The organism is Corynebacterium sp. NPDC060344, from assembly GCF_042725215.1.
Taxonomy (GTDB): domain Bacteria; phylum Actinomycetota; class Actinomycetes; order Mycobacteriales; family Mycobacteriaceae; genus Corynebacterium.
On sequence record NZ_JBHXCS010000002.1, the window covers coordinates 300,340 to 320,252 of the forward strand.

The 19,913-nt window shown below is 69.0% G+C and carries 17 protein-coding genes, 2 tRNA genes and 1 riboswitch; of the genes, 12 read left to right on the forward strand and 7 right to left on the reverse strand.

Annotated features, from left to right (window positions below; translation table 11 throughout):
• Nucleotides 1–6: 6 nt before the first annotated feature.
• Nucleotides 7–1,467, reverse strand: coding sequence for a dicarboxylate/amino acid:cation symporter (locus tag ACFWGD_RS04085; RefSeq protein WP_377777281.1), 1,461 nt, complete (start codon nucleotides 1,465–1,467; stop codon nucleotides 7–9).
• Between the two features lie 327 nt (nucleotides 1,468–1,794).
• On the opposite strand from ACFWGD_RS04085, the gene ACFWGD_RS04090 reads away from it, so the two are divergent.
• Nucleotides 1,795–2,517, forward strand: a complete 723-nt coding sequence (locus tag ACFWGD_RS04090) for a DUF305 domain-containing protein (protein ID WP_377777282.1) — start codon at nucleotides 1,795–1,797, stop codon at nucleotides 2,515–2,517.
• Between the two features lie 30 nt (nucleotides 2,518–2,547).
• Nucleotides 2,548–3,288 (forward strand): trimeric intracellular cation channel family protein, encoded by a 741-nt coding sequence (locus tag ACFWGD_RS04095; RefSeq protein ID WP_377777283.1) that lies wholly within the window; start codon nucleotides 2,548–2,550, stop codon nucleotides 3,286–3,288.
• 67 nt (nucleotides 3,289–3,355) lie between these two features.
• Here ACFWGD_RS04095 and ACFWGD_RS04100 read toward each other — a convergent pair.
• Nucleotides 3,356–3,429: transfer RNA gene (locus ACFWGD_RS04100), tRNA-Ile, on the reverse strand.
• Between the two features lie 195 nt (nucleotides 3,430–3,624).
• Between ACFWGD_RS04100 and ACFWGD_RS04105 the strand changes: the two genes are divergently transcribed.
• Together ACFWGD_RS04105 and ACFWGD_RS04110 are read left to right on the forward strand one after the other, a co-directional pair.
• Entirely contained in the window at nucleotides 3,625–4,710 is a 1,086-nt protein-coding gene (locus ACFWGD_RS04105) for a ribokinase (protein ID WP_377777284.1), read from the forward strand.
• 102 nt (nucleotides 4,711–4,812) lie between these two features.
• On the forward strand, nucleotides 4,813–5,649 hold the full coding sequence (locus ACFWGD_RS04110; protein WP_377777285.1) for an alpha/beta fold hydrolase: 837 nt from the start codon (nucleotides 4,813–4,815) through the stop codon (nucleotides 5,647–5,649).
• On the opposite strand, the gene ACFWGD_RS04115 is transcribed toward ACFWGD_RS04110, so the two are convergent.
• Nucleotides 5,646–7,289, reverse strand: a complete 1,644-nt coding sequence (locus ACFWGD_RS04115) for a flavin-containing monooxygenase (protein WP_377777286.1) — start codon at nucleotides 7,287–7,289, stop codon at nucleotides 5,646–5,648. The genes ACFWGD_RS04110 and ACFWGD_RS04115 overlap by 4 nt on opposite strands.
• A gap of 47 nt (nucleotides 7,290–7,336) precedes the next feature.
• Entirely contained in the window at nucleotides 7,337–8,701 is a 1,365-nt protein-coding gene (locus ACFWGD_RS04120) for a PhoH family protein (protein ID WP_377777481.1), read from the reverse strand.
• A 296-nt stretch (nucleotides 8,702–8,997) separates the two neighbouring features.
• Here ACFWGD_RS04120 and ACFWGD_RS04125 point away from each other — a divergent pair, with 296 nt between their 5' ends.
• Nucleotides 8,998–9,762 carry a LiaF domain-containing protein gene (locus tag ACFWGD_RS04125; protein ID WP_377777287.1) on the forward strand — a complete coding sequence of 255 codons (765 nt, stop codon included), beginning with the start codon at nucleotides 8,998–9,000 and terminating at the stop codon, nucleotides 9,760–9,762.
• 110 nt (nucleotides 9,763–9,872) lie between these two features.
• On the opposite strand, the gene ACFWGD_RS04130 is transcribed toward ACFWGD_RS04125, so the two are convergent.
• On the reverse strand, nucleotides 9,873–10,454 hold the full coding sequence (locus ACFWGD_RS04130) for a TetR/AcrR family transcriptional regulator (RefSeq protein WP_377777288.1): 582 nt from the start codon (nucleotides 10,452–10,454) through the stop codon (nucleotides 9,873–9,875).
• A gap of 308 nt (nucleotides 10,455–10,762) precedes the next feature.
• A tRNA-Asn gene (locus ACFWGD_RS04135) sits at nucleotides 10,763–10,837 on the reverse strand.
• Nucleotides 10,838–11,098: 261 nt separating this feature from the next.
• A riboswitch (TPP riboswitch) is annotated at nucleotides 11,099–11,195 on the forward strand.
• On the opposite strand from ACFWGD_RS04135, the gene thiD reads away from it, so the two are divergent.
• The 7 genes from thiD (at nucleotide 11,186) to ACFWGD_RS04170 (ending at nucleotide 17,776) form a co-directional block, all read left to right on the forward strand.
• Nucleotides 11,186–12,826 carry a bifunctional hydroxymethylpyrimidine kinase/phosphomethylpyrimidine kinase gene (gene thiD, locus ACFWGD_RS04140; RefSeq protein WP_377777290.1) on the forward strand — a complete coding sequence of 547 codons (1,641 nt, stop codon included), beginning with the start codon at nucleotides 11,186–11,188 and terminating at the stop codon, nucleotides 12,824–12,826. (Overlaps the previous riboswitch by 10 nt.)
• Nucleotides 12,827–12,871: 45 nt before the next feature.
• Nucleotides 12,872–14,083 (forward strand): S-(hydroxymethyl)mycothiol dehydrogenase, encoded by a 1,212-nt coding sequence (locus tag ACFWGD_RS04145; protein ID WP_377777291.1) that lies wholly within the window; start codon nucleotides 12,872–12,874, stop codon nucleotides 14,081–14,083.
• Nucleotides 14,084–14,120: 37 nt separating this feature from the next.
• Entirely contained in the window at nucleotides 14,121–14,792 is a 672-nt protein-coding gene (locus ACFWGD_RS04150) for an MBL fold metallo-hydrolase (RefSeq protein WP_377777292.1), read from the forward strand.
• Between the two features lie 263 nt (nucleotides 14,793–15,055).
• Nucleotides 15,056–15,415: a GntR family transcriptional regulator gene (locus ACFWGD_RS04155; RefSeq protein WP_377777293.1), complete on the forward strand. Its 360-nt coding sequence runs from the start codon at nucleotides 15,056–15,058 to the stop codon at nucleotides 15,413–15,415.
• Nucleotides 15,412–16,323: an ATP-binding cassette domain-containing protein gene (locus tag ACFWGD_RS04160; RefSeq protein WP_377777294.1), complete on the forward strand. Its 912-nt coding sequence runs from the start codon at nucleotides 15,412–15,414 to the stop codon at nucleotides 16,321–16,323. The genes ACFWGD_RS04155 and ACFWGD_RS04160 overlap by 4 nt, the downstream gene beginning before the upstream one ends.
• A complete protein-coding gene (locus tag ACFWGD_RS04165; protein ID WP_377777295.1) occupies nucleotides 16,320–17,012 on the forward strand; it encodes a hypothetical protein in 693 nt (230 codons plus the stop codon). The genes ACFWGD_RS04160 and ACFWGD_RS04165 overlap by 4 nt, the downstream gene beginning before the upstream one ends.
• Nucleotides 17,013–17,089: 77 nt before the next feature.
• The gene (locus tag ACFWGD_RS04170; RefSeq protein ID WP_377777296.1) at nucleotides 17,090–17,776 is read left to right on the forward strand and encodes a hypothetical protein; all 687 of its coding nucleotides are present in this window, start codon (nucleotides 17,090–17,092) and stop codon (nucleotides 17,774–17,776) included.
• Between the two features lie 122 nt (nucleotides 17,777–17,898).
• On the opposite strand, the gene dnaG is transcribed toward ACFWGD_RS04170, so the two are convergent.
• Nucleotides 17,899–19,911, reverse strand: a complete 2,013-nt coding sequence (dnaG, locus tag ACFWGD_RS04175) for a DNA primase (RefSeq protein WP_377777297.1) — start codon at nucleotides 19,909–19,911, stop codon at nucleotides 17,899–17,901.
• Nucleotides 19,912–19,913 lie beyond the last annotated feature (2 nt).

Below are 19,913 nucleotides of genomic sequence, written 5' to 3' on the forward strand. Positions count from 1 at the left end.
CCCAGGCTAACGCGGGGCGGGCGCCTCGGCGGTGCCGCGGTCCGCGGCGGGTGCAGTCGAGTCGGCGGACTCGACGGACTCGGCGGACTCGGGGACCGATTCGTCGTCAAGCGAGCGGGGCTCGCCCTCGAACGCACCGGCATCGATGATGCCGGCCCGCTTTGCGACGATCGCCGGGACAAGCGCCTGGCCCGTCACGTTGACCGCGGTGCGGCCCATGTCGACGATCGGCTCGACGGCCAGCAGCAGGCCAACGCCCTCCAGGGGCAGACCCAGAGTCGACAGGGTCAGCGTCAGCATGACGGTGGCACCCGTGGTGCCCGCCGTCGCCGCCGAACCCAGCACCGACACGATGGCGATGAGCACGTAGTCGGTCATGCCCAGCTGCAGCCCGTAGAACTGCGCCACGAACAGGGCGGCGATGGCCGGGTAGATCGCGGCGCAACCGTCCATCTTCGTCGTCGCGCCCAGCGGCACCGCGAAGGAGGAGTACTCGCGCGGCACGCCCAGGCGGCGCTCGGTGACCCGCTGCGTGACGGGCATGACGCCCATCGACGAACGGGTGACGAAGCCCAGCGACGTCACCGGCCACACCCGCTTGAAGAACGCGGCGACGGGGATGCCGTTCATCCGCAGGACCACCGGGTAGATGACGCCGATGACCACGATGAGGCCGATGTAGATGGCGATGACGAACTTGCCCAGCGAGCCCAGGGCCTCCCAGCCGTACTCGGCGACGGCGCGGCCGATGAGCGCCGCGGTGCCGATCGGCGCCAGGCGGATGATCCACCACAGGACCTTCTGGATGATCTGCAGCAGCGACTCCGTGCCGCGCAGGAACGGCTCGGCGGGTGCGCCGACCTTCACCGCGGCGATGCCCAGCGCAATGGAGATGACCAGCAGCTGAAGGACGTTGAACGTCGGGTTGGCGGCGTCCTCCGAGACCTTCACGCCCAGGCCGAGGATGTTGTCCGGCACGACGCCGGCCAGGAACGCCCACCACGAACCGGTGGACGACGGGGCCTCGGCGGAGGCGGCGTCGACGCCGGCGCCGATGCCCGGCTTGAGCCACAGGCCGATGAGGATGCCCGCGACGACCGACGCGAAGGCGGTGGCGGCGAACCACAGCAGCGTCGACAGCGCCAGGCGGGCGGCATTGGTGACCTTGCGCAGGTTGGCCACCGAGGTGATCACGGCGGTGACCACCAGCGGCGGCACCATCAGCTTGAGCAGCTGGACGTACGCGCCGCCGACGGAGTCGAGCACGGCGCGCAGGCCGGAGCCCTCCGCGGTGCCGCGGGCGACGAAGCCGAGGATGAGGCCGATGAACAGGCCGAGGACGACCTGGGCGCCGAAACCGGTGGCCCAGGCGGGTGCGAAGGAGAGGAAACGCGAAGATTTATCGCGGCGACGATCGGTCGCCGAAGAAGGGGTGCTCACGGTCGAGCCTTTCGGGGAAGGGCGCATGATGGCGCGGTGGTGCGCGGGATGTCGCGCTCATGTGGATGGGGAATGGGACCCGCGGGCCGGTTGGTGGGGCCTCGGCGGATCCGGTCAGGCGGAGGCCGCGGGGCGGTTACACATGTCCCCGTGGACGTGACCCTGGTCCAGCCAGAGCCTGCGCGTGAGCATCATCGACATACCCGACACCGTAGGAGCAGACAGATTGGTCTGTCAACAAACCGTGAGCGGACAGACCCGGCCGCCGCGGGAATGACGCGGATCACGCCGCGCCGCGCCCGGGCCGACGCGGATCCTCTTCCCCACCATGGAAAATGGTGGCAAGGTGGACGCATGAACGTGAAGAGCATTGCCCGCGCCACCGCCCTGGCCGCCACGGTCGCCGTGTCCCTGACCATCGCCGCCTGCGGCGCGGACGGCGCCGATGGCGCCGGCGACGCGGGCCAGACGGAATCGGCCGCCGCGGATTCGTCCGGGGGCTCCGGCTCCGAGGCCGGCACGGATGCCGACGACTCCTCCACCCCGGGCTCGGCCGCCGCGACGTCGCAGCCGGAAACCGAGATGCCCGAGGCCGAGGACGCCGGCCCGCACAACGACGCCGACGTCTCCTTCACCCGCATGATGCTGTCCCACCACCAGCAGGCCGTCGCCATGGCCGGCCTCATCGACGGCCGCACGGACAACGCCGACATCATCGACCTGGGCACGAAGATCGCCGAGGCCCAGAGCCGCGAGATCGAGCAGATGAGCGCCCGCCTCGCCGCCTGGGGCGAGGACCCCACCGCGCCGTCGGTCCACGAGGGCCACGGCGAGTCCGCGCAGCACATGGAGGGCATGCTTTCCGACGACCAGATGCAGGCACTCGCCGACGCCCAGGGCCCCGAGTTCGACCGGCTCTTCCTCGAGGGCATGATCGAGCACCACGAAGGTGCGGTCGGGATGGCCGAGGACGTCATCCGCGACGGCGAGAACGAGGCCACCCGCACGTTGGCCGAGGGCATCGTCGACTCGCAGAAGGCGGAGATCGAGGAGATGAAGGGGCTCCTCGGCGACTGACCCGTCCGGGCCATGGTCTACCGTTGAGCCATGCTGCTCCATGTGTTGTGGGTCATCGGCATCACCGCCGAAGGAATGACCGGCGCCCTCGCCGCCGGCCGCCAGAAGATGGACCTCTTCGGCGTGTCCACCATCGCCTGCGTCACCGCCATCGGCGGCGGCACCATCCGTGACCTGGTGCTCGGCCACTATCCGCTGGTGTGGGTCGAGGATCCCCAGTATCTGCTGGTGATCATCGGCGCCGCGATTCTCACGGTGTCCATCTCCTTCCTCATGGAGCACTTCCGGGTGCTCTTCCTCGTCCTCGACGCGGTGGGTTTGTCGGCCTTCGCCGTCATCGGCATCCGCGTGGCGCTGGAGATGGGCTACGGGTTTATCATCGCCGTCGTCGCCGCCGTGCTCACCGGCGTCTTCGGCGGCGTGCTGCGCGACCTGCTGTGCGACCGCGTGCCGCTGGTGTTCCAGAAGGAGCTCTACGCCTCCATCGCCCTGCTGGCCACGGTCGCCTACTTCACCCTGGACTGGATGGGCGCCTCGGAAACCGTGACCATCATCGCCTCGGTCGCCGTCGCCTTCATCACCCGTCTGCTGTCCATCTGGCGCGGCTGGAGCCTGCCGGTCTTCGACTACCAGGAACGCGAATACGACCGCGATCCCAGCCACCGCCTGTGGAACTTCTTCCGCTGGGGAGGCAAGAACTCCGTCTCCGACGGCGACGGCCCCGACACGGGTACCGCCCCGGGCTCCCCCGACGACGGGGGCACAAACTGACAGCCGCCCGACCATCGACGCGAAAACCGCCCCACCGTGGAACACGGTGGGGCGGCCCCGTTTTCAGTGCCCCCAGCAGGGCTCGAACCTGCGACCAGCGGATTATGAGTCCGCGGCTCTAACCGACTGAGCTATAGGGGCCGGAAGTCATGCGCGCCGTCGGGCGTGCACCGGATCAATTTAGCAAGGTCGGCGGAGGGGTCGGGCATGGCCGTCGCAAAGCACGACCGGCACCCGCGCCAGGCACCCCGAAAACCCACCGTCGGGCCCTCCCGGCGCCCGGATATCGGGTGGACGGACGGGCGCGTATCCGCCGCTCATGGCAGAGTTATGGGCATGCAGCCCCACGATGGACCCGCCCCGGCAACCCCCAGCACCATCCGGCCCATCGACGCCGCCGTCGAGCGGCTCATGCCGGACTCGGCACCCGGGGAACCGACCGTGGTCATCTGCGGATCTCTGCACCAGGACACCCTCGCGCAGGTCGCCGAGTTCCCGGTGCCCGGGGAAGCCGCCATCGTCGACGACAGCGCGTTCGCCCTCGGCGGCAAGGGCGCCAACCAGGCCTCCGCCGTCGCCCACGCGGGCGTGCGCGCCGTCATGGCCGGCACCGTCGGCGAAGACCCCGCCGCCGACCTGGTCCTGTCCGAGCTCGGCGCCAACGGCGTGGACACCCACTCGGTGCAGACCACGTGGGACGAGCCCACCGGTGCCGCGTTCATCGCGGCGACGCCCGACGGGCACCACATGGTGTTCGTCACCCGCGGCGCCAACACCGTCACCGACCCGATGGAGTTCACGGAGGAAATCGCCGGCGCGGACGTCGTCCTCGCCCAGGGAGAGCTGCGCCCGGAGGCCACCGAACAGCTGGGCATGATCGCCAACCTGCACGGCACGCGGTTCATTCTCAACCTCGCGCCGGTGACCGTGGTGACGCCGACTCTGATCGACAGTGCCGACCCGCTCATCGTCAACCAAACCGAGGCGTGGGAGGTGCTGCGCAAGCTCGACGCCGCCGACGGCATCCGCCGCGGCGACCTGGTCTCCCAGATCGATTCGCTGCTGCAGTACTGCCCGTCGGTGGTCATTTCCATGGGCGACGACGGCTGCGTCTACGCCCGCGCCGAGGTCGACGGCGGCGACGGCATCGTCTGGCACCAGCCGTCGCTGACCGTGCCCGCCGAGGAGATCGTGGACACCACCGGCGCCGGCGACGCCTTCGCCGGCACCATCGCCGCCGAGCTGGCCCGCGGCGGCAGCGCCGAACGCGCCATCGCCCTGGGCACGGCCGCCGGGTCGCTGGCCGTCCGGTCGCTGGGCGCGACGTCGTCCTACGCCGACCACGACACCCTGCTGGCCACCATCGCCGCCCCCGACTTCCCCGCGCGCCGCCCGCTCGCCGAGACCACCAAGGGCGAGTAGGCGGTCGACCTGCGGCGGAGTTTCCACCGCATTCCGCCGTGCTGCCCTGAATTCCACTGCATTCCCCGGCAGCGTCGTTTCGTCTGCAATAGCCTGTTGCGCATGACGCAGAACCCCGATCTCGGCTCCGCGGGCGACGCCGCCCGCGACACCCCTCCGTCGACCATCGCCCACTCGATCCACGGCGAGGGCCCGACGCTGGTGCTCATCCACGGCATCTGCCATTCGCGCCACGCCTGGGACGACGTTTTGCCCGGCCTCGTGGATCACTTCCGCGTGGTGGCCATCGATTTGCCGGGCCACGGCGAGACCCCGGATCCCGATTCGCTTGACGACGAAGTCGGCGAGCGCATGATCGACGACCTCTCCGCATTCCTGCGCGAGGTGTCGCGGGACGGGGAACTGCCCCACGTGGCGGGCAATTCGCTGGGCGGGTATTTCGCGCTGGAGCTGGCACGGCGCGGGCTGGCGGCGTCGGCCACGGCGTTCAATCCGGCCGGGTTCTTCCACGGCCCGTGGGACCAGCGCCGCACGGTCGCGCAGTTCCTGGCGCTGCGCGCCATCGGCCGGGCGCTGGGCCCGGCACTGCCGGTGCTGGCGAAGACCGGCATCGGGCGCACCGCGATGTTCGGCATGTTCTCGTCGAAGCCGTGGCGCCTCAAGCCCGAGGCCGTCGCCCGCGATGCGAAGAACATGCTCGGCAACACGGTCATCGACCACGGCCTGCGCGCCGACTTCACCTACTCCCCCGACGTCTCCGGCGCGCCGCAGTCGATCTACTGGGGGACGACGGACCTGACGCTGATGCGCGGCTGGAAGCGCCACTTCGACGTGCTGCCCGACGTCCCGCTGCACCTGCTGCCGGGCCTGGGCCACGTGCCGATGGTCGACGACGGCGCGACCATCGCCGCCTGCATCCGCCGCGGCACAGGAATCTAGCGGCTCGGCTCCAGTTCGGGCCGGGCGACGCGCAGGTCGTAGGACGAGGCGTCGAACTTCTTCGTCTTCGCTCGGTACTTCCACGTCCAGCTGGGCCACACCGCAGGCGCGTTGCCGTGATCGTCGAGGTACCAGGAACCGCAGCCGGTCACCCACACAGTCTCCGGCAGACGCTCCCGGATCCAGTCGTTCCATTCGCCCTGCGCGCGCGAGGAGACCTCGGCGACGTCGGCGCCGTGGCGGCGCTTGGTCTTGAGCATCTCCATGAAGTAGTTCACCTGCGACTCGATCATGTAGATCATCGACGAATGGCCCAGGCCCGTGGCCGGCCCCATCAGCACCGAGAGGTTCGGGAAGCCGTGGACCGTCGTGCCCTTGTGGGCGGACATCCCCTCGCGGCCCCACATCTGCGCCAGCGACTCGCCGTCGCGGCCGTGGACCAGCTCGAACGTCGGGGAATCGGTGACATGGAAGCCCGTGCACACGATCAGCACGTCGATCGGGCGCTCGGTGCCGTCGGCGGTGGTGATCGAATGCGCGTTGACGCGCTGGATCGGATCGGTGACCAGGTCGACGTTGTCGCGCGCGATGGCCGGGAAGTACGTGTTGGAGATGAGCATCCGCTTGCAGCCGATGGTAAACTTCGGCGTGAGCTTCTCGCGCAGCTCCTTGTCGCGCACCTGCACGCGCAGCAGGCCCAGCGCCGCGGCCTTGATGGGGGCCATGAAGTTCTCGTTCTTGGTCAGGCCCGGGACCTGCAGTTCGCGGAAGAACCAGTCCTGGGCGCGCACGACCTTGCGCAGCCCCGGCACCGAGCGCAGCGCCGCGCGCTCCCACCCGAAGTAGGAACGGTCCAGCCGCGGGATCACGTAGGGCGCCGTGCGCTGGTACACGTCCAGATGGCCGACGGTCGGCGCGATCTTCGGGATGATCTGGATCGCCGACGCGCCCGTGCCGATCACCGCGACGCGCTTGCCGCGCAGATCCGCGTCATGGTCCCACCGGGCCGAATGGAAGATCGTCCCGGCGAAATCCTCGATGCCCTCGATGGCCGGCAGGCGCGGCTCGCACAGGGCGCCGACGCCGAGGACCAGCTCGCGCGCCGACCACGTCACCGTGCCCGGCTCGCCGGAATCCTCCCCGGAGCCTCCGCCCGAGCCACCGCCGAACACCTTGTCCGCCGTCTCCCCGGAGGAGGCGACGATGGTGCGGGCGTCGGCGTCGTCAAGCGGATGCGCGAGCTCGCGCGTGGTCACCAGCCACCGGCCCGCCGCGTCGTCCCACCGCGCGTCGACCATCTCCGTGCGGAACCGGATGTACGGATACAGGCCCTGCTCGACGGCGACGCTGCGCTGGTAATCCGCGATCTCTGGCTGGGTGCCGAAACTGCGCGACCAGTCGAAGTCCTGCGCGAACGACAGGGAGTACAGGTGGCTGGGCACGTCGCACGCCGCACCCGGGTAGGTGTTGTCGCGCCACGTGCCGCCGACCTCGTTGCCGCGGTCGATGATCTGGAAATCCTCGACGCCCTCGCGCAGCAGGCGGGTACCGGCGGCGAGGCCGGAAAAGCCCGCACCGATGATGAGGACCCCGGTCTCGCGGACCGAACCGGCCGCAGTTTCTTTCGCCATATCGTTCATGGCCCGAACGATAGCGCCCGCGCCGCCGCGCCGGGAGGGTTTTGCCGTCAGCCCTCCTCGAGCAGGGTGGTCACCAGCTCGGCGATGCGCGAACGCTCGGACCGCTGCAGCGTCACGTGCCCGAACAGGTCATTGCCCTTGAGCTTCTCGATGATCGCCGCCACACCGTCATGCCTGCCCACCCGCAGATTGTCGCGCTGGGCGACATCGTGGGTGAGCACCACCCTCGAATTGGCGCCCAGCCGCGACAGCACGGTGAGCAGGACGTTTCGCTCCAGCGACTGCGCCTCATCGACGATGACGTAGCAGTCGTGCAGGCTGCGGCCGCGGATGTGCGTCAACGGCAGCACCTCGAGCATGTCGCGGGCCTGGATTTCCTCCATGACGTTCGGGCTGACCAGCCCCTCCAGCGTGTCGAACACCGCCTGGGCCCACGGGTTCATCTTCTCGCTCTCCGACCCCGGCAGGTACCCCAGATTCTGGCCGCCCACGGCGTAGAGCGGGCGGAACACCACGATCTTGCGGTGCTTGCCGTGCTCCATCACCGCCTCCAGGCCGGCGCACAACGCCAGCGCGGACTTGCCGGTGCCGGCGCGGCCACCGAGCGAGACGATTCCCACCTCGTCGTCGAGAAGCAGATCCAGCGCGATGCGCTGCTCCGCCGACCGGCCCCGCAGACCGAAGGCCTCCGCATCGCCGCGGACCAGGCGGACTCCCCCGCCCGGCAGGATGCGCCCCAGCGCCGACTGCGTGCCCGCCGTCAACTGCACGCCGCAATGCACCGGCAGCTCCCGGGCCGGCTCGCCCTTCCCGGTGACGGCATCGTCGCGAAGCTGCACGAAGCCATTGCGGAACAGCGCGTCGATGTCCTCCGACGCGACGCCGACCTCCGCCAGCCCCGTGTACCCGGTGACCACCACATCCTGCGCGTGGTACTCGTCGGCGGGAAGCCCCACCGCACCGGCCTTGACGCGCAGCGGGATGTCCTTGGTCACCAGCACCGTCTCGTGGCCCTCCGCCCGGAAATTCAGGGCGCAGGCGAGGATGCGGTGGTCGTTGGCATCATTGCGAAAACCCGCCGGCAATACCGACGGGTCCGTGTGATTGAGCTCGACCTGCAGGGTTCCGCCGTCATCGTTGGCGGGCACCGGCAGGTCGAGGCGTTCGTGGCGGTGCCGCAGCTCCTCCAGCTGCCGCAGCGCCGTCCGGGCGAACCAGCCCAGCTCCGGGTGGTTGCGCTTGGCCTCCAGCTCGTTGATCACCACCAGAGGCAGCACGACGGAGTGCTCGGCGAATTTCCGCAGCGCGTGCGGGTCGGACAACAGCACGGACGTGTCCAGCACGTAGGTGCGCAGGGCCGTGCCCTCGTGCCCGGCGTCGTCGGCCCCGCCTGTGGTTCGCGGGTGGGCGATGGTGCCGCCGCGCGTCGTCGCGCCCGCGTCCACCACCTCCCCGTCCCGGATCAGAGGGGTTCGGTCAGTGGTCGCGGTCGTGGTACGCAACGTGGCTCCTGTTCCGTCCGGCAGCTTCCCCCTGCCGGACAAGCGCCAGAGTAGGTAACGGGAATGGAAATCACATGGTTGGAAGATGAAGTTTCCGTTAAATCCCGGCCACGACTCCGTCACCGCAGGTCGGTTGCTTTACGACGCCCCGTCCACCGCCACGGCAACCACTGTCGGGGGCATGCGAATGTGGGTACTTTGGGCCCATGACACGTTCCGCCCATGATCCCGGGGAATCGCCGAACTCGCGGCGAGACCGTTTGCAGTCGCGGCTGGAGGTCGCCGTCGGCCGCGGCGAGCTGAGCATCGGGGACTACGACGACCTGTGCGCCCGCGTGTGGGATGCGGGGTGCGACGACGAATCGCCCGAGCTCGACGCCATCGCCGGGCGGCTCGAGCGGATCGAGGCGGCCCGCCCGTCCGGCGCGGCGCCCGGCCCGGATCCCCTGGGCACGGCGCATTCCGGCAATCCGTACCGCCAGCCCGACCCGTACCGACCGCGTGGAGCGCACGGTGGCGACATCGCGCACACGGGTGGGCCCGGCGGCGACGTTGCGCGCAGAGGTTCGGGCTCGGCCTCGGGCGCGGGCGCGGGCTCAACCGGTGCCGAGCTGGTGGGCAACACCCCGGAATCGGAGCGCCAGGATGGCCGCGCCGCGCTGTTCTCCGACAGGAAGATGCGCGGCCGATGGGCTCCGAAGGCCACCACCACCTGGTGGGGAGTGTTCGGCGACGTGAAGCTGGACCTGCGCGAGGCGGATTGGCCGTCCGATCGGATCGTGCTGGACTTCCAGTCCGCGATGTCGGAAACGACCATCATCGTGCCGCCGGGGACGACCATCATCGATGACACGACCGTGATTCTCGGCGAAGTCAAGATCAAGGCATCGGAATCGGCACCGGCCAACGGCCTCACCGTCGTCATCGACGGCATTCTCCTGATGAGCGACCTGACCATCCGCGATCGCTGAGCCCCGGGGAAAGGGGCAGCCGGAAAAAAGGGAGCCGGGGAAAGAGGGAGGCGGGGAAAGAGGGAGGCGGGGCAAGGAGGGCCGGGATTGGAGCGCCGCCGGGCCGGAGATCAGGCGGGGACCTTGAGCCCCTCGATCATGGTGATGAACACGTCGAGGAGGTCCTCGGAGCTGCTCTCGCTCGGGGTGCTGACGTGATCGGAAACCCACCCGACGCCGGCGCCGCCGAGGAAGGTGACGATCAATTCCGACACGGCGCGAGTGCCCGGCGCCCACGCGTACCCATCGCGTTCGGCGTACAGGGCCAGGAGCATCTCCATGCCGTCGGCGAAGCCGGCGAAGTACTTCGGCGGGTTCTCGCTGCCGTGCTCCACCCGCGCCGACGCGACCACGAGCTCATAGAGGGTGAAGGCCTCGTCCCAGTGCGTCGCCAGCAGGCGGTGGGCATGGCGGATGAGGCTGGCGACGTCGTCGACGCCGTCGTGGACGAAGCCGCCGGTGAGGTTCGACAGCGTCCGGCGGATCATCAGGCCGACCAGCTCCCCCTTCCCGGAGAAGCAGTAGTGGAAGACGCTCAGGTGGGCGTTGGCCCGACTGCAGACGTTCCTCGTCGTGACCGCACCCACGCCGTCTTCGATCGCGATCTCCAACGCGGCCTCCACGAGGCTCGCGCGCCGCTGGTCAACGGACATTCGACCGGACAACCGATACACCCTTCGATCCGATTGGACGGCGGTTAATCACCAATCCAAATAGAACTTGCACCCATGGCGCAATAACAAAGTCAAACATACCGAACGGTCTAGCCAGGTCGAACCCGCCTTACCCCACGGGGCTGAAATGGGCTTTATGCGGAAATTACCGGTATTCACTTTCGCTGAATCAAGAAAGAAACGGGCACCGGCCAACGCCGATGCCCGCATTATTCCCGCATTATTCCCGCATCCCGGACCGCGCACGACGAAGCGGGCCAGGGAAAAAATTCCCTGGCCCGCCTTAATGGCTCCTCCAGCTGGACTCGAACCAGCAACCCTTCGATTAACAGTCGAATGCTCTGCCATTGAGCTATGGAGGAAAGTCTGCGGCACGTCTCCGTGCGACGGATCATTACTCTACCCAGATCGCATATGGACGCCAAATCCGCAGGCCAGCACCGAAATCGGGCACACCGGGGCGAGGCTGTCCCGCGACTGCGGCGGGACTGCGGCCGGACCGCGGCCGGACATTTTCACGGCTGCCCGGCGACCGCGGCGGGACTGCGGCCGGACCATGCCGGGGGCTTCTGCACGAGTGCGGTGGGACGTCGCAAAGCAGATCCGGAACCTTTGCTAACGTGACGCGCAACACGGGGTGCCCGGGCGGACCGGGCTGAGAACACACCCGCCGAACTTGATCCGGTTAACGCCGGCGGAAGGATGTTGCCATGGCCGACGCCCATGCGACTGCGCACGACCACAGCCCGCTTTCCACCGGGGCCGCGTACTCGCAGTTCCCCGACGAATGGAGCGCCGGCTGCGTCAGCTGCGGCGCGTCGCGCGAAGGCCGCATCCCGCGGGTGCTGTCCATCGCCGGCACCGACCCGAGCGGCGGCGCGGGCCTGCAGGCCGACCTCAAGGCGTTTTCCGCCCACGGCGCCTACGGCATGGGCGCGGTCACGGCGCTGGTCAGCCAGAACACCACCGGGGTGCGCGACATCCACGTGCCCCCGGTCGAGTTCCTCCGGTCGCAGCTCGACGCGGTGTCGGATGACGTCGCCATCGATGCGGTGAAGATCGGCATGCTTTTCGACGCCGCGATCATCGCCGAAGTCATCGACTGGCTCGACGCCCTTCGGCGGGGCGAGGAGACGCCGATCGTCGTCCTCGATCCCGTGATGGTCGCCACCTCCGGCGACCGCCTGCTGCAGCCCGACGCCGAGGCGGCGATGAGCGACCTGCTCCACCACGTCGACCTGGTCACCCCGAACATCCCGGAGCTGGCCGTCCTGGCCGGCACCGAACCGGCGACCACACCCGGCGAAGCCCTCGACCAGGCCCACAAGGTCGCCGCCGAACACGACGTCCTGGTGCTGGCCAAGGGCGGCCACCTCAGCGACGACGTCGTCATCGACGCCCTCGTCCGCCCCGACGGGACCGCCGAACGATTCACCGGGCCGCGCGTCGACACCACCAACACCCACGGCACCGGCTGCTCCATCTCCGCGGCCATCGCCGCACTGTGGCCGCGGACCGGCGACCCCGTGCGCGCCGTCGCGGTGGCCAAGTCGTGGATGACCGCCTCGCTGCGCCACGCCGACGAGCTCGAGGTGGGACAGGGCCACGGCCCCATCCACCACTTCGCCCAGCTGTGGGAGCGCGGCCTGTCCCCCGATGCGGCGATGATCGCCGACCAGTGGTGGGAATCCATCGCCGACCTGCGCGAGGCGATCGACGGGCTGGACTTCATCAAGGGACTGGCCTCCGGGTCACTGCCGGAAGAGGCCTTCCGCTTCTACCTCGCCCAGGACGCGATGTACCTCAACGGCTACTCCCGCGCGCTGGCCGCGGCATCGGCACTGGCCCCCAACCAAGACGAGCAGATGTTCTGGGCCTACGCCGCCCACGGCGCCATCGCCGGGGAGATGGAACTGCACCGCAGCTATCTCGGCGACGACGCCGGCGCGGGCTACGCGGGGAATGCAGGGAACCCAGGGAACTCCGGTAACGCGGGGAACGCGGGCACCATCGAGGCCTCGCCGGTGACCCGCGCCTACGTCGATCATCTCGTCGCCACCGCCGCGCGCGGCTCCTACGGCGAACTCATCGCGGCGGTGCTGCCCTGCTTCTGGCTCTACCGCGACATCGGGCACCGGTTGATCGCCCGGAACCACGACGCCCACCCGTACTCCCGCTGGCTGGACACGTACGCCGACGACGCCTTCGACGCCGACACCAACAAGGCCATCGACATCTGCTCGCGCTACGCCACCACCGCCACGACGACCGAGCGGGCTGCGATGGACCGGGCGTTCCGCCTGTCGTCGTGGCACGAAGTCGAATTCTTCGCCGATCCCCTGCGCCGCTGAGCGGGCTCGCGGCGGCGACGGGCGAGTCTCCCTACCCTGGGAGGCATGACCGACTACTCCGCGAACCAGAACCCGAACCAGACCCGGCCCGCCTCTGATTCCGCCGCCGACTCCGCAGCCGACGCCACCTCCGGCGCCCACCGCACCGTCCGCGGCATCATCGCCCGCTCGAAGGGCGCCCCGGTGGAGATGGTCGACGTCGTCATCCCCGCCCCGGGCCCCAATGACGTCATCGTCGACGTCCAGGCCTGCGGCGTCTGCCACACCGACCTGGCCTACCGCGACGGCGACATCAACGACGACTACCCCTTCCTCCTCGGCCACGAGGCCGCAGGCGTCGTCTCCGAGGTCGGCGAGGCGGTCACGCACGTCGAGGTCGGCGATTTCGTCGTGCTCAACTGGCGCGCGGTGTGCGGCCAGTGCCGCGCCTGCAAGAAGGGCGAGCCGAAGTACTGCTTCGCCACGCACAACGCCTCCAAGCCCATGACGCTTGCCGACGGCACCGAGCTGACCCCCGCCCTGGGCATCGGCGCCTTCTCCGACGCGACGCTGGTCCACGAGGGCCAGTGCACCAAGGTCGACCCGTCCGCCGACCCCGCCGTCGCGGGCCTGCTGGGCTGTGGCGTCATGGCCGGCATCGGCGCCGCGATCAACACCGGCGAAGTCACCCGCGGCGAATCCGTCGCCGTCATCGGCTGCGGCGGCGTCGGCACGGCCGCCATCGCCGGAGCGAAGCTGGCGGGCGCGACGACGATCATCGCCGTCGACGTCTCCGACGACAAGCTCGCCACCGCCCGCGACTTCGGCGCCACCGAGACCATCAACGCCAAGGACCTCGGCGCCACGGCCCCGGACGCCACGGGCGAGGACGATCCCGTCGTCAAGCGAATCCAGGAGCTGACCGGGGGCTTCGGAGCCGACGTCGTCATCGACGCGGTCGGCCGCCCCGAGACCTACGTCCAGGCGTTCTACGCGCGCGACCTCGCCGGCCGCGTCGTGCTCGTGGGCGTGCCATCGCCGTCCATGAAGCTCGAGGTGCCGCTGCTCGACGTCTTCGGCCGCGGCGGCTCGCTGAAGTCCAGCTGGTACGGCGACTGCCTGCCGGAGCGCGACTTCCCCATGCTCGTCGACCTGTCGCTCAACGACCGCCTGCCCCTCGACGGCTTCGTCACCGAGCGCATCGGCCTCGGCGACGTCGAGGAAGCCTTCGACACCATGCGGGCCGGCAAGGTCCTGCGGTCCGTGGTCCAGCTGTAGGCCCCGGACCCCACTTCCACCACACGGAGAGAGAACAATGAGCACCGATTCGCACGACGCCGCCGACCGCATCCGCAAGCAGGGCGACCTGCTCATCGACCACGTGGTCACGTCCGGCACCTTCGCCCTCGACGGGGGCGAGTGGGACGTGGACAACAACATCTGGGTGTTCGGCAACGACGAAGAGGTCATCGTCGTCGACGCCGCGCACTCCGCCGAGCCGATCATCGACGCCGTCGGCGGCCGCCGCGTGAAGGCCATCGTGTGCACCCACGCGCACAACGACCACATCACCGTCGCCCCGGAGCTGTCGGAGAAGCTCGACGCCCCGATCCTCGTCCACCCCGGCGACCAGATGCTGTGGGAGCAGACGTGGGGCGACCTTGGCCACGACACCCTCAAGCACGGCCAGAAGCTGGAGGTCGCCGGCACCGAAGTCGTGGTGGTCAACACCCCGGGGCACTCCCCCGGCTCCTGCTGCCTGTACGTGCCCGAGGCCGGCGAGCTGTTCTCCGGCGACACCCTGTTTTCCGGCGGGCCCGGCGCGACGGGCCGGTCCTACTCGGACTTCGACACCATCATCGACTCCATCCGGGACAACCTGCTGACGCTGCCCGAGGACACCATCGTCCGCACCGGCCACGGCGACCACACGACCATCGGCCGCGAGGCCCCGCACCTGGAGGAATGGATCCGCCGGGGCCACTGAGCCGAGCTTGATCCTGATGCAAGTCCCGGGTGCTGACCCGGAAGCCGAGTCCGATGCTTTACGACGGCCCGCGTCTCCCTTGATCCACCGGGGTAGCCGACTCTCCCCGGCAATCTTTTCTGGTTCGAATCTCGCCCCGTCACGAGGGACGTTCACGGAAGTTTTCGTGATCCCCTTGTGGCGGGGCTTTCGTGCGCCTAAGGTCACGGTTAAGGAGTTCACCACATAGGTGGTTAACCCATAAACCAGAGGAGGTGCCGTCGGTGGCTGATCCCCGACCGATATACGCCCGCATCGCCGCCGAACTGCGCGACCACATCGGCAGCGGCGCACTGGCCGAAGGCGATCGCGCGCCATCGACCAACGAACTATCCGCCTTCCACTCCGTCAACCCCACGACCTCCGGCAAGGCCCTTGCGGAACTCGTTGCCGACGGCCTTCTGGAAAAACGGCGCGGCCTGGGGATGTTCGTCGTTCCCGGAGCTCGTGACATCGTCCTCGCCCGCCGCCGATCGGCGCTGGCGTCGGACTTCATCCGCCCTCTCCTCGCGGAGGCACGGGCACTCGGAATCGACGACGCGGCTCTCGACAAGCTGATTGCCGCCGAAAGGAAGCAGCCATGACCATCGGACTGGCCGACGTCGCCGTCACGCGGCGAGGCCGCACCATCCTCGATCGAGCGAGCCTGGAACTCGGCCCAGGCATCCACGGCGTCATCGGGCGCAACGGAGTGGGCAAAACGACGCTGCTGCGAGTGCTCGCCGGGCACATGAGCGTTGACTCCGGCACCGTAACGGGTCCAGGCGCGGGGACGAACTCCAACGAAGCGAACAACGCCGGTCAAACGGCGCTGGGCCGAGTCGCCCCGGACGTCCGCTACGCCGGCCCCACCGTCGGCACGCACCTCGACGTCGCCGCCATTGGGCACCCCACCCTTGATCGCGTACTCGCGCTGTCGATCCTCGACGACGCGGGAGTCGGGCCGGATTCGCGGACGAAGACGCTCAGCGCGGGTCAACGGCAGTTGCTGTCGGTGGGCGTGGCGCTGTCGTCGGGAGCCGGTTCGGTCCTTCTCGACGAACCGTTCACCGGCCTCGACGTCGGCCTCCGACACGATTTGCGCGACCGCATCATCGGCGTCGCCGCGAATCGGCCGGGCATGTGCCTGGTGCTGACCTCCCACCGGTCGGAGGATCTGGCGGGGCTCGTCGACGATGTCACCACCATTTCCGACAGTGGCATCGTCGCGGGACCGATCGCCCTCGACGCCGCCCGCCACTACTTCCCCACGTTGCGCGGCACCAGCGAGAAGGTCGACACCATCGCCGGTGACCTACCCCGCATCAGCACCCGGACTCTTGGCAGCGTCGCCGAAGTCACCCTGGCCCGGCCATTGTCTTGCTCGGCGGCCCGTCGAGCCGCCGCCGAAGAGGTCACGGTCACCCATCCCGCAGACGACGAGCTCATCGACCTGCTCGCCATCCACGGGACACCCATCGGAAACGACGCAACCGGAAGGAACGGACGATGAAGAACTCCATCATTTCCTTCGTCTCCCCCGCACGACGCGAATTGATCATCGGCATGACCGTCATCGCCGTCTTCCTGGCGGCGGGCAGGTTCATCATGCTCGACGGAACCGTGTGGAACATCATGGCCCTCATCGCCGTGGTCGGCCTCGCCGCCGCGGTCGGACGCAAAATCGACGGCGTGCGGGCCCTCGACATCCCGGTGCGCACGTGGTTCCCCGGCGCGATGGCGGTGCTGGCCACCGGTGCTGCCGCGTTGTCCGGCATAGCGACGTTGTCGATGTGGGTCTCCTACGCCCGCAATCCCTGGTACTCGCACTTCGACCTGTTCGTGGTCACCAACGGTGGCGGCGCCCCCTTCCTCGACACCAACGGCGAGCCCTACCTCGTAGAGGGCGCGGGCACCGACCCGTCGACATGGGCATTGACATACCTCGTCCTACTCGCTCTTTTCCTCGCGGCCGGCGTCGCCGGCACGACGTTCGGGGTCGCCGTGGCCGCGTGGAGCCCCGTGGCGGCAATCGCCGTCCCTCTCGCTGGCCTGGCCATCGTGTACGTGTCGGGGCTCGCCGCAAACGCCGCCGGGATGCGGTTCGAGGAACCCGCCCTCAGCGCGATCGTCTGGGCCATCCCCATCACCATCGCAGCCGTCGGGTTCACGTGGTTCGCGTCGAATCGAGTCGAACCCTAACCGGCCACGACCCCGCCTCGGCCACTGCCGAATCCGCTCCAATCGACGTGCACACGATGACCATAGAAGGACACACCATGAGGCACTTCATCGCGGCATTCGCCGCTCCCCTGCGGCACGAACTGGCCGTCGGATTCATCGCCATCGCCATTCTGATCATCGTCGGCCGGTTCGTCTTCCTTGAAGGCTCCACCTGGAACCTGTTCGGCCTGCTGGCGACGGCAGTGCTTTTCGCGATGTCCGGCCACAAAGCCAGTGCGGTCAAGGCCCTCGATGTACCGGCAAAGACGTGGTTCACCGGTTTCGCCGTCGTCGCGGTGGTCTGGAGCGTCGTCCTCGGATTGCTCGCCGTGGCCGCCACGTGGCTGAATTGGCAAACGAAACCGCATTACGCGCGTTCCGATGCCTTTTTCGTCACCGCAGACCCGGGCACTCCACTCATCGTCCTGCGGGGTCAAGGGCAGTTGGGAGGTGGCGTAGGCGCCATTTCCTGGAGCTTGACCGTCCTGGTGCTCGTGACGTGCTTCCTCGCCGCCTGTGCAATCGGCGCGGCACTGGGGGCCATCGCCACCACCTGGGGAGCGGTGGTGGCTATCGGAACGGCCGCCGTGGCCTTCGGGACCTCTCTTGCCGTCGTCTTCTCGATCTTCGAGGCCGGATACCGCATCGAAGCCCCGTACCCGGGAGCATTCGTGTTCGGACTGCCCGCCGTCGCGGCGGCTGTGATCGTTCTCTGGTTCACGGCCAACCGGCTCGGCCCCTGATAGGCGGACCTCCACGGGGCCGCGAGGCGCCGCACCTGGAGGAATGGATCCGCAGGGGCCACTGAGCCGGGGACCTGGGGCGGCTGCCCGAGCACTTTGCTTGACGGCGGCCCGCGTCGCCCCTAATCCACCTGCACCTTGAGGGCCTCCGCCAACAGCTCCCGGCGGTAGTCCTCCAGGGCCAGCAGGTCGGCGAAGAGCTGGCGGTACCCGGCCTCGTCGTCGGACGGGCGCATCCGGGCGAGCATCGACTTCACTTGCGCCACCTGCCCGCCGACCCACACTTCCTGCAGGCGGGCGAGCACCGACGACGAATACGCGCGCAGCATCTCGGCGTCGACGCGGATCTCCTCCACGCCGAGCTCGGTGACCAGCGCCCGGCCCACGGCATCATCGAGCTGCCCCAGCAGGGTGGTCACCCACTGCGCGCCGCCGGCCGCTTTCGACACTCCACCCGCCTGCTGGGTGGCGTCGAAAAGCGCCCTGTAGGTCGGGTGCGAGAACGTCTCCGGCGACAACGCGTCGAACATCGGGCCGGTGATCACGGGCTCCTGGATGGCCAGCTTCATCGCCTCGCGCTGCACGTGCAGCTCGGGGTCGCGCGCATCCGGGTACGGCAGCATCGGCCGCACAGGCGCCGCCCCGGGGCCCCGGCCACCGGCACCGCCACCCGCACCGCCACCCGCACCCGAACCACCGGCGGCCCCGGCAGCGCCACCGAAGCCCGGCGAACCAGGACCGGAATCCCCGTCCTCGTCGCGCTTGCGAATCGGCCGGCGCCGCGGGCCATCGTCCTGCGACGGATTGCGGGCCTCCTCGCGGACGCGGAGCACGAACTCCGCCTCGTCATTCCAGCCGACCCAACCCGCGACCTCGCGGGCGTACTCGTCGCGCAACGACGCATCGCGGATCTTGCCCAGCACCGGCACCACGCGGCGCAGGCCATCGACGCGGCCATTGGGAGTGGTCATGTCATAGTCGGCCAGCAGCGTCCGCAGCACGAACTCCACCAGCGGCGACCGCTGCGCCACCAGATCCCGCACCGCCGCATCGCCCTTGGCCATCCGCAGATCGCACGGGTCCATGCCCTCCGGCGCCACGGCCACGTAGCTCTGCCCGGTGAACTGCTGCTCGCCGGCGAACGCGCGCATCGCGGCCTTCTGCCCGGCCTCGTCGCCGTCGAAGGTGTAGATCAACTCCCCGCGGAAGAAACTGTCGTCGAGCATCAACCGCCGCAGCATCTGCAGGTGCTCGTCGCCGAACGCCGTACCGCACGCCGCGACCGCCGTGGTCACGCCCGCCGCGTGCATGGCCATGACGTCGGTGTAGCCCTCGACGATCACCGCGCGGTGGCCCTCCGCGATCGACTTCTTCGCGTGATCCAGGCCGAAGAGCACCTTCGACTTCTTGTACAGCATCGTCTCGGGCGTGTTCATGTACTTGCCCAGGTTGTCGTCGTCGAAAAGCTTGCGCGCACCGAAACCGATGACGTCGCCGCTGATGTTGCGGATCGGCCACAGCAACCGCCGGTGGAACCGGTCGATCGGCCCCTTGCGGCCCATCCGTGCCAGCCCCGCCTTCTCCAGCTCCTCGAACGTGAAGCCCAGACGCTGCAGATGCTTGGTCAGCGTGTCCCACCCCGCCGGCGCATACCCGCAGCCGAAGTGCTTGGCCTGCTCGATGGTGAACCCGCGGTCGGTGAGGAACGTCCGCGCGGTCTCCGCATCCGGCTTGCCCAGCTGCATCGCGTAGAACTTCTGCGCCTCCCGATTCGCCGCGATGAGCCGCTGCCGCGTACCGGGCTCCTCGCGCCGGCCGGTGCCGCCGCCCTCGTAATTGATGCGGTAGCCGATCTTCTCGGCGCACGCCTCCACGGCCTCCGGGAACGTCAGGTGCTCCATCTCCATGAGGAAACTGAAGACGTCCCCGCCCTTGCCCGTGGAAAAGCAGTGGTAGTACCCGTGATTGGGGCGCACGTGGAAGCTGGGCGTCCGCTCGTCCTTGAACGGCGACAGCCCCTTCATCGAATCCGCACCACCCGGCTTGAGCTGCACGTATTCCGCGACGATCTCCTCGATCGGCGTACGCTCGCGGATCGCCGCGATGTCGCTGTCGGGAATTCGTCCTCTGGCCATGG

What these genes read in the sequence shown, in the direction of transcription:
- ACFWGD_RS04085 (WP_377777281.1), bottom strand. Translation starts at nt 1,467, where the DNA reads ATGCGCCCTTCCCCGAAAGGCTCGACCGTGAGCACCCCTTCTTCGGCG.
- ACFWGD_RS04090 (WP_377777282.1), top strand. Translation starts at nt 1,795, where the DNA reads ATGAACGTGAAGAGCATTGCCCGCGCCACCGCCCTGGCCGCCACGGTC.
- ACFWGD_RS04095 (WP_377777283.1), top strand. Translation starts at nt 2,548, where the DNA reads ATGCTGCTCCATGTGTTGTGGGTCATCGGCATCACCGCCGAAGGAATG.
- ACFWGD_RS04105 (WP_377777284.1), top strand. Translation starts at nt 3,625, where the DNA reads ATGCAGCCCCACGATGGACCCGCCCCGGCAACCCCCAGCACCATCCGG.
- ACFWGD_RS04110 (WP_377777285.1), top strand. Translation starts at nt 4,813, where the DNA reads ATGACGCAGAACCCCGATCTCGGCTCCGCGGGCGACGCCGCCCGCGAC.
- ACFWGD_RS04115 (WP_377777286.1), bottom strand. Translation starts at nt 7,289, where the DNA reads ATGAACGATATGGCGAAAGAAACTGCGGCCGGTTCGGTCCGCGAGACC.
- ACFWGD_RS04125 (WP_377777287.1), top strand. Translation starts at nt 8,998, where the DNA reads ATGACACGTTCCGCCCATGATCCCGGGGAATCGCCGAACTCGCGGCGA.
- ACFWGD_RS04130 (WP_377777288.1), bottom strand. Translation starts at nt 10,454, where the DNA reads ATGTCCGTTGACCAGCGGCGCGCGAGCCTCGTGGAGGCCGCGTTGGAG.
- thiD (WP_377777290.1), top strand. Translation starts at nt 11,186, where the DNA reads ATGGCCGACGCCCATGCGACTGCGCACGACCACAGCCCGCTTTCCACC.
- ACFWGD_RS04145 (WP_377777291.1), top strand. Translation starts at nt 12,872, where the DNA reads ATGACCGACTACTCCGCGAACCAGAACCCGAACCAGACCCGGCCCGCC.
- ACFWGD_RS04150 (WP_377777292.1), top strand. Translation starts at nt 14,121, where the DNA reads ATGAGCACCGATTCGCACGACGCCGCCGACCGCATCCGCAAGCAGGGC.
- ACFWGD_RS04160 (WP_377777294.1), top strand. Translation starts at nt 15,412, where the DNA reads ATGACCATCGGACTGGCCGACGTCGCCGTCACGCGGCGAGGCCGCACC.
- ACFWGD_RS04165 (WP_377777295.1), top strand. Translation starts at nt 16,320, where the DNA reads ATGAAGAACTCCATCATTTCCTTCGTCTCCCCCGCACGACGCGAATTG.
- ACFWGD_RS04170 (WP_377777296.1), top strand. Translation starts at nt 17,090, where the DNA reads ATGAGGCACTTCATCGCGGCATTCGCCGCTCCCCTGCGGCACGAACTG.
- dnaG (WP_377777297.1), bottom strand. Translation starts at nt 19,911, where the DNA reads ATGGCCAGAGGACGAATTCCCGACAGCGACATCGCGGCGATCCGCGAG.